Raw genomic sequence first — 11,102 nt, forward strand, 5'->3', positions numbered from 1 at the left:
TAGAAAATCTTTCGGCATCATACTCCGGCCGAGATGAGGATGAAACTGATATTAAAAGAAAAACCGCCATCAGGCGGTTTTTTCTCTAGAAGTGTTGTCCAGACATTTCTATGCAGCTACTTGGTTATTTAACCGAAGGCTATGCAGCAACGTACGTTAGCGGTACATCTGGATTCAATGCTTCAAGAGTATTTTGAGTATCAGCCAGGTGGCTGATAGTGCTGTCAGATTTTTCAACCAGTGCAGCTTCTTCAATCTCTTCTAACGGGTAGCCAGCCATGTTCATGTTAACCAATGCAACCTGAAGCGGTGGTAGGCTAGGGTTGAATGCAGCATTTTCAGCATACATGCCAACAAAAGTATTACCGTCTTTCGCTTTTAGTGCGATACCACTGAAGTTCTTAGTGTAAGGGGCATGAGCATTGTTTGCCGCCTGGCAAGCAAGCTTAACAAGTTCTTCGGTTGCTTCAGTTTTCATACCATGGTCAATCTTGGCCATCAGCGCATCAGTAATGTTCAGATCGGCAGGACCAAATGATTCTGGTAGGTATTCTTGAAGTGTTTTAGCTGCACGTTCAGGCAGTTGAACAACCAACTTATTGGCAGTAGTCAGTTCGTTCATGAACTGACGGCAGTGGCCACATGGGCTGTAGTTGATGGTGATATCGGAAATGCCTGTTTCGCCTTTAACCCAAGCGTGGCTGATTGCAGATTGCTCGGCATGGATAGTTTGGCCGAGAGATGCGCCAATGAACTCCATGTTCGCACCAAAGTAAAGGCGACCAGATTCACCACGGACGATAGCACCAACGAAGAAGTTTGAAATCGGGGCAACAGAGTAAGCGGCGGCAACCGGTAGAAGAGCAACACGTAACTCACTGTCTGTCATATGCGTTTGGGCAAGCAGCTGGGCGAATACTTCAGGGCTCAAAGTTGCATCAAAATTTGCATCTTCTAAAACAGGCTTAAGTGCAGATGCCAGATCAGAGGGTAAAGCGCCTAAAGCATCCATTACTTTAGTATGCATGAGTTGTCACTCCGTATTGTGTATGGAGAAACATTGTAGGCGCAGGATTAAATTTCATGTGTGATCATGATCACATAAAGATAATCACCGTTGCAGTCATTACATAAATGAGAGTGGTGTCACACAGATTTAAAAATTCAGTTCTTTAATTATCAATAAGTTAAAATTGTATGCGATTACCTGCACGCCATTGCTATTAAGTGAACAGTTTTAAGATGACCGGAAACAGTAAAGGAGCCAGAATTGAGGTCATTACCCCGCAAATTACCAGCGCCAAAGAGCTGAAAGCTCCTTCCTGATAGTTTTCCTCTGCGGCTTTCGCTGTACCCAAGGCATGTGACACGGTTCCCATGGTCAGGCCTTTGGCAATGGATGCTTTAATCCCAAACAGACGAAACAGCGGATACCCCAACACGGCACCAAACAGCCCGGCAATGATTACCATAATTGCCGCGATAGCCGGAACGCCGCCTATTTGTTCTGATACCGCCATCGCAATGGGTGTCGTCACTGATTTTGGTAAGATGCTGGCGGTCAACTGTGGATCAGCGCCAAGCGCAAGGGCAATGCCAGCGCCGCTAACCATTGATAAGACACTACCAGCCAGACACGCGGTGAAGATGATTTTCCATTTTTGGCGGATTTGGGTCAGTTGTTCGTATAGCGGGAATGCCAGTGCAACGACAGCGGGTTCAAGTAGCGCGTTAAGCCATTTGTTCTGCTCGAAATAGGTCTCATAAGGCACGTTCAGCCACATCAGCAAGGGAATGATAACCAGCAAGCAGATCAAAAGTGGATTAACGATAGGGTGTTGAATGTGCTTAGAGATATACCGAGACAGATAAAAAACAATTAATGTTGTTGCTAGCCAGATCATTGTTTTTCCTTATAGTGAGTCGCCACGCCGATAACCAGAAAAACAATCAGGCTGCTGCCGATGGTGCTTAGGAGAATAGGTAGGGTGTTTGCGGAAAGTAAATCAAGATAATTGATGAGGCCAACACCGACAGGGACGAACAGTAATGCCATATGACGAATTAACAAGTGACAGCCTTGTTTTGCCCAATGTGAAGGAATTAGCCCCATAGAGAGCACGGCAAAAAGAAGTAGCATGCCGATGATACTGCCAGGTATTGCCAGCTGGGTAAGGTGCTGGATACCTTTACCTGCTAACAGGCAGATAAGAATGATTGAAAAGGAACGTAGATATGCCATGAGCCCTTTATTCTTGGTCAGGAAACTCATTTATCATACAAAACAAATGTGATCTAAGCCACAAAAAAATCAGCAGATATTTTGGGTTTATAGAAGCGCGGCGCGAAATGATAAAGGGGCTAGAGAAATGAAAATATAAAAATAGCGACGCCAGCGGCTGCGAGGAGCACAACAGATATCTTGTGCATCAGGCTATAGCGGACAATATGCTCAGTGGCTGATTCAACGTGGGTTTCAGGTTCGGTCTCTGCCGATAATCGCGGTTGCTTGTCAGTATGATGAACGAGGCGGCATGCCTTTTCTGGCAGTGGCACTCGAAAACCAAAGTGAGGAATGACTTCAATAGGGATCGACATGACCCCATTACAATCAAGCTTCTTGGTTAATGAGTGTAATAGCGTGTTGAGATCAAAGTGGTTATTGTTGGTGTCTTCATAAGGGTCTAACTGAACGAATGTTTTGTCGAACAGAGACTGGACACTAATCACTTCGCCGGCGAAGTAGCACAGGGTTTCTAGCAGGCGAGACTCGTGAACCGTCAAACTGGTTTCGGTGTTGTCATGCCAAACCAACAACCGTAGATCAGGCTCAAAATCCACAAGCTCAAAACGATAGCAACGTGTTAATATTTTCGCTGTCATATCAACCACTTAAATTCCAAAAGACAAACCAATCAACTCCCATCTTCAACATGTCAGCCGCTAAATCAGCTGAATGTGAGCATCAGAGAATCAATAATATTGGGACTCAGACTGCTGGGCTGAATGAGTAAAATCTGACTTATATCAATCTGGATAAGTAGCTGACCTACTTTTCCAGATTGGTATAACGTTCAGATACCATCCTTATAAGTGTTGTTGGCAATTGCGTTAACTTCAAACGCAGGGAAGAGGATAATGTCTCAAAAGAAAGCCCTGCCGCGATATAAGCGGAAGGGCTTTGAATGAATCGTTATGTTTTACTGCTAGTTAGAAAGCAATAAATCAGTGCCTAGCAATGCTTGCTAAGGCAATTAAGCTAGACAAGGCTTTCTACATATTCATACACAGATTTGAGGATCGCCATTTTTTTCTCATCAGATTGATAAAGCATGGCTGTAGACTCGAGGTTTTCCATGTATGCAGGCAGGTTTGATTCGAAGTAGTCCTGGCAGTGGTGTTTCCACTGTTGCTGCTCTTTGTAGTCGAGCGTCATCGGGAAGTTACGGGCACGATAACGGAACAGCAGTGGCTTGATACGCTTGTCATCCACATTGAGTTCAAGGTTTGCCAGTTCATCCGGAGCTGTTTCACGGATAATATCGATAGTTGAGCGATCGGCATTCGAGAAGAAGCCGTCGTACAACATGGCATCGACATTGTCGTTGGCAGCGTATTCACGCTCGACACCATAAATCGCCAGCAGCTTTTCTCGTACTTCTGGGTGTGCTTTTAGCATCTGTAGGTGCTTCAGGCATTGTTCGCGGTCGATACCAATGCGTTCGGCATCCTCTGCTTTCAGTGTTTTGGCTGGTGCCAGTACAGGACACTTGTTCAGGTGTACGAGCTTCAGCGGCACCGGAAGCTCATCTGGCCCCAGATCGGCACGTTTGGTGTATAGCCTTTCGCGTAGGGTATCGGCATCAAGTTCGATCAGCGGGGTAGGATCCATCGCCAGGTTAACTGTGATCACCGCGTTCTTGTTATCCGGATGCCACGCCATAGGCACAATCCAGCTGGTGTTGCCGCATTCGACGCCAAACATCCCTGATACATGTACAAGCGGAGTCAGCTCGACAATATCAATCAGCTCCTGCAGCTTGCGCTTATGACGCAAGTTAAATAGGTAGTTAAACAGCTTCGGTTGATTCTGCTTAAGCAGTTTCGCCAGTTCGATAGTCGCGTAGACATCAGCCATCGCATCGTGGGCATTGGCGTGCTCAATGCCGTTTTCTACGGAAAGCTTTTCAAGCTTGAAGCTCGGCAGGCCGTCTTCATTATTAGGCCAGTTGATCCCTTCAGGACGCAATGCGTAGCAGGTACGCATAATATCGAGCAGATCCCAGCGCGAGTTACCGTTCTGCCAAGCCCAGGCATACGGGTCGAAGAAGTTTCTATACAGGGTATAACGTGTTACCTCGTCATCGAAGCGTACATTGTTGTAGCCGATCACACAGGTATTAGGCTTGGAAAGCTCAGCATGGATACGGGCAATAAACTCCGGTTCAGGCAAGCCCTTTTCATGGGCTTCCTGCGGGGTAATACCGGTGATCAGGCAGGCTTCAGGTGAAGGCAGGTAGTCAAGCGGCGGCTTGCAGTAGATAACCAGCGGCTCACCGATAACGTTCAAATCCATATCGGTACGCACCCCGGCAAACTGACACGGACGATCAGTTGAAGGCGTTGCACCAAAGGTTTCATAGTCCAACCAAAACAGGGTTGGTTCATTTGTATTATTCATTGTAGTTTCCTGAAACCATCGAATTTATATTCAGTGTATACCTATTCAATGGCTTACAAATGCTGTGCTGTTCATCTCTATATGGCCACAACCGATAAGATAAGAAGAAGCCTCTGAACTAAGATCAGTAAGTATCCCGCAACTCGCCTGAAAGAGGCAAGGCGGAAACCTAAAATCATGATGGAATTGAGATAATCTGGCTGGAATCACTATTTTTTGCACACAGTTGAGCAAGATTTCGTCACTTTAGATGACAGTATTAATTATTAGGTGAAGGACTGTGTCTTTATCTTAAAGAAAGGAGATTAAGAACCTATACTGATCTTTTACCAGAAAACGGCAGCCGCGTTCCGACCTGGTCTGAATTAGCCCAAATCTGGTTAGCCATTGAGCGTAGCCGAGCCAGCACTTACAACAAAACCCTTCATCAATTCACCATGCCGTATTCATTATGTAGCAGGGGGCAACCGGCTATCAGAGCTTCGCCTTGCCCGCCGTTCCCACTTCGATTTGAAAGCTGGTATTTGGACCGTACCCAAAGAGCTCAGCAAAACCAACAAGGCATTTTGACAAAGCCGCCGACCAATCTCTACTAAAGCCTGACTCGTTTGGAGAGTGAGATGGAGACCTATCGCTCTTATCAATGAATCTGTCTTATTTCCTGGGCAAGACCTCAATAAGCCAATCAGTATTGCAGCGGCCAACCGCTATATAAGAAGGATTCGCGACAATTTGCCGTTAGAACACTGGCGAACCCATGATTTCAGGCGTTCGCTTTCTACCGGAGCCTCAGAACTTGGCGTTATGCCACACGTGGTAGAGAAGATGCTAGGACACGAACTGGGTGGGGTGCTGGCCGTGTATAACAAGCATTATTGGTTAGAAGATCAGATGGTGGCGTATGAGCGGTATACAGATAAGTTGACAGATTACCTAGACACTAATGACGGGTAACTTATTTACTCAGTGAATATCATGTGTTTTCATACAAAACGCTGTGTTGTAGGTGAGCGAGCAATATCAGGGAAGGGGTAGGCGATAGCGTGATATACGAACTCGACTCGTTAATCTTCTTGGTATATTTACAGATATGAGCAAGGTATATGAACTGAGTTCGCAGAATAGAATGTTATGTTCTTAGGAGGTAAAATGATTCAATTAGGTAGGAATGGGATACAAATCGATAAGGAACCGGAGATTTGCCCTGTCTGTAATTCAGTTATTAGCCCTTTAAGGACTGATGTATTGAAGGAAATGTGGAAAGACCAATCTTCTTGGAGTAATAAACTTGATGTTATTTATGAGTGTCCATCAGCTAAATGTGGACATTTGTTTATTGCTCATTATAAAAGAAAATCTGAAAGTGAAGGCTCTATTAATGCTTTCCATTCTTTTTCTCATTCATCACCTCAAAAATTCATGCCACCGAAGCTTGATGATAAAATTATCGAAATATCACCGAGTTTTTCAAAAATATACAATCAAGCTGCAAGTGCTGAAGCTAGTGAGTTAACAGAAATTTGCGGTATTGGTTATAGAAAAGCATTAGAGTTTCTCATTAAAGATTTTTGTTTATCGGAACATACAGAAGATGAAAGCAAAATAAAGAATATGCCACTTATGCAATGCATCAATAAATATGTATCCGATGTAAATATTAAAGAATGTGCTACTAGAGCTGTTTGGCTCGGAAACGATGAAACGCACTATGAAAGAAAGTGGGTCTCACGGGATATTGAAGACCTTAAATTACTTATAAATTTAGTCATTCATTGGACTGTGAGTTCTTTATTAACAAAGGAATATATGGGCTCAATGCAACGAACATAACAAAAATATCAAGGTGACGCGCTACACTCGGCGGTTTTGGTAAGGAATTCAGTGTGCGTGGTGAGTCAAGCGCGGCGCACCTTATGTTAGGCGTTATATTATTAGAAATAGGAAATTATGAAAGATCGAGCGAAAGAGCATTTAGGTAGAAATAAATTCACAGTGTGTTCATATCCTGAATGCGATAAGATTGCTATATATTCACACGCTATATCTAAGAAAATATCGATTTCTAGCATTGCGGAAGATAACCATTTGACATTCTTCAACCCCAAAAGGAGAGGGAGTGTTAAAGTTCCAAAGTTTGATAGTATCGGAATCAATGATTGCAGTGGCTTCAATGGGTTTTGCAAAGATCACGATGACTTATTTCAAGAGATTGACAAGAACATTATCTCTACAAGTGAACATGTAAAGCTACAACTATATCGTTCTCTTTCTTTTGAACTTCATAAAGATAAAGTTGGAATGTTTCAAAATATCAAATTGGATGATGAACATGCTACTCAGGCGTTAATAGACCTAAATATTATATCATCAGAGTCTGAAAGTACTTGTGATCTGAGAAATCTTGTTAAGCGTAAGTTTGATTTTCTCATGCGAGAGTCTCTCGATGATAAGCTATGGCTTATTGAAAAACTGTCATTATATATGCTTCACTTACTTAAAATTAAAGATTATTTTGAGTTTCAAACGGATACATTTTACGCATTTAGTACAGATAACCTTAAGCATCAGGTTTTTTACTATATGACTAGCTACAATATTCCCGTAGCAATTAATACTAAAATAACCTTGTCTGACGCTGAACCTTTAAATTACTACTTTATAGTTATTCCATTCGAAGGGAAAAGTTTAATTATGGGGATAGTACCGGATGACTCCCAGAAGTTAATTCAAGATAAAATAAATTCCGTGTTTAATGAAGAGCTATCGGTAATTAAATTTATTGAATCTGTTATATCCTCTTGTGATGGTTGGTATATCAAGCCATCAATTATTGATAATATGCCTGATGAGAAGAAAAAAGTATTTTTAGATGATTGTATGTTTATCAATGAAAGAAGGTTTTACCAAGATTATGATTTATCTATTTTTGATGGTCTAAAAATGGAAATCTGTGGTCTAGAGCATGATAGTGAAGAATTAACTGTATTCCCAAATCGAGATGAATACGAGTCTCGATACAACGTAATGATGGAAGCAATAACTCGGTCAATAATATAAAAAAGTAATCAAGATGATGCGTTACGTTCGGCGGTTTTGGTATGAAGCTTGGTGAGCTTTGTTGGTTCTGTGGGGCACACTTTATTGCAGACGCTGGAGGATCCCCACAAAATTTATGCATGATAACTGCTCCTCGCCATCATAATTAACTCTTGTTGTGCCCAACGTAATGTTGAATCTGTAATGTGATATTCTAGCCGTCGAAAGACTTCTTTTCCGAGCCTGACGAACGATAATACACGTCGCTTTTTTATAGTATTAGCCTGGAAGTGGCGGTGCCAACCGGCATGTTCGGCAGCAATGCCGAACCACCAATAGACCATGAAAGAGAGAAGGCCGATCAGCAACAGGATATCCAGACGCTTAGGATCGTTTGTTCGACTTTGACGGAGACCAAAGCCGTATTGAGGGCTTTTTAGATCCCGGAAAGTCTCTTCAATTTGCATACGCTTTTCATAGAGGCGGATGATACAGCGGGAGGAGAAGATGTCGGTTGGGATGTTGGTGGCGAGTAGCCAAGGTTCTTTTGCTGATTTTCTATGAACGGCTTGTGCAGTGAAGTGCTCTCGGCCTCTGGGTCTGTCTTTTCGTTTTTTAACCGTTTGTTTCTTGAAGAGGTGCAGGGTGGCAGAGTAATGGTTTTCGTTTTGCCAATTGGGTCAATCCAATGTACTTGGGTTTATTATTTGCCTTTTTAAACAGTTGCTTAATGTGATGCCACTGTTTGTTATAAAAGGCATTTACATCTCCGCGAACGCGTCCTAGATAGCACCAACCCATAGTCTCTACCTGCCGAAACCAGGTGTTCCGGAAACCAGCATCAGTGACAATAATGGGTATGACATGCGAGGGTAAATGGCTTTAAAGTTATCAAGAAATGTTTGGTGACTGCGGGGAGAGTTGTACTGTTTAAAGGTAAAGGATTGCTCGAAAAGGGTAACGGAACGACCGTCTACAGCGATGGATGCCCTGAGTACCATGAGTCGCTTATATTCCCGGATATCGGCCCAGTCGACGAGGACGATCGGCTGAGGGTTAACCGAGCATATTTGGTGACAGTGCCAGCGGTAAATATCTAGCCTGTCTCGGTGTAGATGACAATTACCTAATAAACTATCAACCCGCTTTATACAGTGTTTGGCTTTTGCTTTAGAAGGAAGGGCTCTGTCAAGCAAGGTTAGGGTCAGCGTATCGTTATTTAGCAGAGCTTTCACCGAATCCATGAGTGAGTTGAGTCGCTTTTTGTGAATGCTAGGGCATTGTTCTCCAAGGGAGTCGTGTAGTATTTGAATATCACGCATCTTGTTTTCTTTTGTTTTTGTGGTGAATTCATTAGATCAGAAGGCAAGGTGCGTGTCTACTTATTGAACAGTAAAGGAATTTTGTGGGGATTCCTGAGTGTTAGGCGTTAGCTCACAAATTTAATATTAAGGAGTATGTATGAGAGCAACAAGAATAATATATTTTGTTATTGCAACTCTTGTTGCGTTATCTGCGGCATTTGCAATTTGGGTTTACTATATAAAAGAAGGAAAGGATTTACTTAATTTCACTATATCAATTGTTGGTTTCTGTATAGCTGTATTAGCTCTTTTTATTGCAGTAAGAACTTATACATCAATAGATAGTGTTAATAATATTAGTAAAATGGATGGAAATATTCTAGATAATGAAAACTATGTAACATCAGTGCCAGAGTTAGTTAGACGTTTTCAGTGCAAAGATGAAAAAACTCTAGAGAAAGAGTTATTTAAATCCATTGAGTATAAACTAAGGAAAGAGTCTGACACGGCAGTGTTATTTGCCGATACCCTACAGTATATGGTTGATCTGATAGTCTTCTTTCCAGCTGTTTTTAACGCCAGTGATATTGATAAGAATGAATATAGAGAGCGTATGAACTCTATTTTATCAGAGGTGGAGCGTCGTCGTGGAATTTTGCAATCAATTAGTAAGGGTAACTCAATACAGATTACAGAAACAATAAAATTGTTTAAAGCAGTAATCTCTTATCAAAGCTTCGTGGCAGATAGAAACTTTAATATTCATGCAGATTTACTACATGTCAGAGGCCCAATTCTTCGTAATCCAGTAACTAAAACAATATATTATAATTACCTTGGTCTATATTATAATAAAAAAGCAATGTATGTGATTTCTAAATCTTTAGGTCTAAATGGCGTTGATGTTCTTTCTATCGAAGGTGTTAAAGCTTTACGTGATAAAATAGTATCAATACCACCATCCCATAAAGAAGATGCAATCATGTACTTTAAATCAGCATGTGTACAGTTCGAGCGAGCGCATTTATCATGTGGAGATGATATTATGTGGCCTGGATTCATTGATTATAACAAAGCTCGTACACTGTTTTTATTATCTTTATTGACTAATGAAGATAATCAATGGTTGAAGATTATGGATGATGCTATTGAGTCTAGAAGTCGATTAAATAGAATGATTGACGAAGTATTAACTATTCATAAAACAGAAAAACCATACATTAATAATACACACTTGCATAATTTCTTTATGTATCAAGAAGAGTTGGCTCGTATGGTTAAATTGAACATTTTAATTGGTACAGCATCTTCATACTCTGAAATTTGTTCACTTATAACCTATAAAGGTATGCACCTTAATGATAAGTCAACTGAAGAGCTTAAGATCCTATTCAAACCTATTTCTGGTTTTTCAGTTGTTGATAGATATCAAAATGAGTTAGCCTCATATTTAGGGGTTAACAAATCTACAGTGAGCTAACAAAAACATCAAGGTGACGCTTTACACTCGGCAGTTTTGGTTTGGAGTTCAGTAGACTTGGTGGGTTTGTCGTAGCGCACCTTATGTTTGGCGTTGGGACTAGGAGATATAGCTTTGGACAAAACTACCATTCTTGAAAAATATAAGTCAGCTTTGCTACATGAGAATAAACGAGTTCCTTTTAGTTCTCGCTTAGAACACGCGCCCAATGCTGCGGGAATTTATGGTGTTTTTCTTGGTCATGAGCTCATTTATGTAGGTGAATCAGGGTGTGTTAAAAAGCGAATGAGAGATGTGGGCAGTACATACAATCATACCCTTAGGCGTTCTATCGGAGCGGAAAACTTTCATGGACTACCAGATTACGTTCCAGCGACATCAAAAAGAAAATTTCCAGATCATATCGAAGCTCTACTTGATGAATACTTTTCGGGGCTAATGGTATCTTTCGTGGAAATAGACTTTGGACGAACTGAAACGGAAGAGTACTTGGTGGAGTTACTTAGTCCAAAGTACAACAAGAAGAAAAAACGAAAATTCGCATAACATATCACGTTGTTCAAGTGGGATTACAAAAAGCGGCCACACATGACCGCTTATT

At 41.7% G+C, this 11,102-nt stretch carries 11 protein-coding genes and 1 pseudogene; 5 read left to right on the forward strand and 7 right to left on the reverse strand.

Annotation, left to right across the window (positions count from 1 at the left end; genetic code table 11):
• Positions 1–139 precede the first annotated feature (139 nt).
• From cdd to sbcB, 5 genes are all read right to left on the reverse strand, one after another.
• Complete coding sequence (cdd, locus tag MD588_RS24815) at positions 140–1,027, reverse strand: cytidine deaminase (protein ID WP_265700597.1); 888 nt, start codon at positions 1,025–1,027, stop codon at positions 140–142.
• A 196-nt stretch (positions 1,028–1,223) separates the two neighbouring features.
• The gene (locus MD588_RS24820; RefSeq protein WP_265700598.1) at positions 1,224–1,904 is read right to left on the reverse strand and encodes a CidB/LrgB family autolysis modulator; all 681 of its coding nucleotides are present in this window, start codon (positions 1,902–1,904) and stop codon (positions 1,224–1,226) included.
• Positions 1,901–2,242, reverse strand: coding sequence for a CidA/LrgA family protein (locus tag MD588_RS24825; protein WP_265700599.1), 342 nt, complete (start codon positions 2,240–2,242; stop codon positions 1,901–1,903). Before MD588_RS24825 ends, MD588_RS24820 begins: the two co-directional genes overlap by 4 nt.
• 119 nt (positions 2,243–2,361) lie before the next feature.
• The gene (locus MD588_RS24830) at positions 2,362–2,883 is read right to left on the reverse strand and encodes a winged helix-turn-helix domain-containing protein (protein ID WP_265700601.1); all 522 of its coding nucleotides are present in this window, start codon (positions 2,881–2,883) and stop codon (positions 2,362–2,364) included.
• Between the two features lie 376 nt (positions 2,884–3,259).
• Positions 3,260–4,681: an exodeoxyribonuclease I gene (gene sbcB, locus MD588_RS24835; RefSeq protein WP_265700603.1), complete on the reverse strand. Its 1,422-nt coding sequence runs from the start codon at positions 4,679–4,681 to the stop codon at positions 3,260–3,262.
• Positions 4,682–5,296: 615 nt separating this feature from the next.
• Between sbcB and MD588_RS24840 the strand changes: the two genes are divergently transcribed.
• The 3 genes from MD588_RS24840 to MD588_RS24850 all read left to right on the forward strand — a co-directional run bounded on the left by MD588_RS24840 (position 5,297) and on the right by MD588_RS24850 (position 7,738).
• Entirely contained in the window at positions 5,297–5,635 is a 339-nt protein-coding gene (locus tag MD588_RS24840) for a tyrosine-type recombinase/integrase (RefSeq protein WP_265700604.1), read from the forward strand.
• A gap of 195 nt (positions 5,636–5,830) precedes the next feature.
• The gene (locus MD588_RS24845; protein WP_265700605.1) at positions 5,831–6,511 is read left to right on the forward strand and encodes a hypothetical protein; all 681 of its coding nucleotides are present in this window, start codon (positions 5,831–5,833) and stop codon (positions 6,509–6,511) included.
• 117 nt (positions 6,512–6,628) lie between these two features.
• Complete coding sequence (locus MD588_RS24850; protein ID WP_265700606.1) at positions 6,629–7,738, forward strand: hypothetical protein; 1,110 nt, start codon at positions 6,629–6,631, stop codon at positions 7,736–7,738.
• A 113-nt stretch (positions 7,739–7,851) separates the two neighbouring features.
• Here MD588_RS24850 and MD588_RS24855 read toward each other — a convergent pair.
• Both MD588_RS24855 and MD588_RS24860 read right to left on the reverse strand, forming a co-directional pair.
• Positions 7,852–8,367: pseudogene (locus tag MD588_RS24855) on the reverse strand (IS4 family transposase); the annotation flags it as partial.
• A gap of 156 nt (positions 8,368–8,523) precedes the next feature.
• Positions 8,524–9,039, reverse strand: coding sequence for a hypothetical protein (locus MD588_RS24860; protein ID WP_265700607.1), 516 nt, complete (start codon positions 9,037–9,039; stop codon positions 8,524–8,526).
• A gap of 139 nt (positions 9,040–9,178) precedes the next feature.
• Here MD588_RS24860 and MD588_RS24865 point away from each other — a divergent pair, with 139 nt between their 5' ends.
• Positions 9,179–10,501 carry a hypothetical protein gene (locus MD588_RS24865; RefSeq protein ID WP_265700609.1) on the forward strand — a complete coding sequence of 441 codons (1,323 nt, stop codon included), beginning with the start codon at positions 9,179–9,181 and terminating at the stop codon, positions 10,499–10,501.
• Between the two features lie 114 nt (positions 10,502–10,615).
• Positions 10,616–11,047 carry a hypothetical protein gene (locus MD588_RS24870; protein ID WP_265700610.1) on the forward strand — a complete coding sequence of 144 codons (432 nt, stop codon included), beginning with the start codon at positions 10,616–10,618 and terminating at the stop codon, positions 11,045–11,047.
• Positions 11,048–11,102: the final 55 nt, after the last annotated feature.

The organism is Photobacterium obscurum, from assembly GCF_026191635.1.
Lineage (GTDB): Bacteria > Pseudomonadota > Gammaproteobacteria > Enterobacterales > Vibrionaceae > Photobacterium > Photobacterium obscurum.

Coding starts and splice junctions, on each gene's coding strand:
- MD588_RS24825 (WP_265700599.1), bottom strand. CDS start 2,242: ATGGCATATCTACGTTCCTTTTCAATCATTCTTATCTGCCTGTTAGCA.
- MD588_RS24850 (WP_265700606.1), top strand. CDS start 6,629: ATGAAAGATCGAGCGAAAGAGCATTTAGGTAGAAATAAATTCACAGTG.
- sbcB (WP_265700603.1), bottom strand. CDS start 4,681: ATGAATAATACAAATGAACCAACCCTGTTTTGGTTGGACTATGAAACC.
- MD588_RS24830 (WP_265700601.1), bottom strand. CDS start 2,883: ATGACAGCGAAAATATTAACACGTTGCTATCGTTTTGAGCTTGTGGAT.
- MD588_RS24865 (WP_265700609.1), top strand. CDS start 9,179: ATGAGAGCAACAAGAATAATATATTTTGTTATTGCAACTCTTGTTGCG.
- MD588_RS24820 (WP_265700598.1), bottom strand. CDS start 1,904: ATGATCTGGCTAGCAACAACATTAATTGTTTTTTATCTGTCTCGGTAT.
- cdd (WP_265700597.1), bottom strand. CDS start 1,027: ATGCATACTAAAGTAATGGATGCTTTAGGCGCTTTACCCTCTGATCTG.
- MD588_RS24845 (WP_265700605.1), top strand. CDS start 5,831: ATGATTCAATTAGGTAGGAATGGGATACAAATCGATAAGGAACCGGAG.
- MD588_RS24860 (WP_265700607.1), bottom strand. CDS start 9,039: ATGCGTGATATTCAAATACTACACGACTCCCTTGGAGAACAATGCCCT.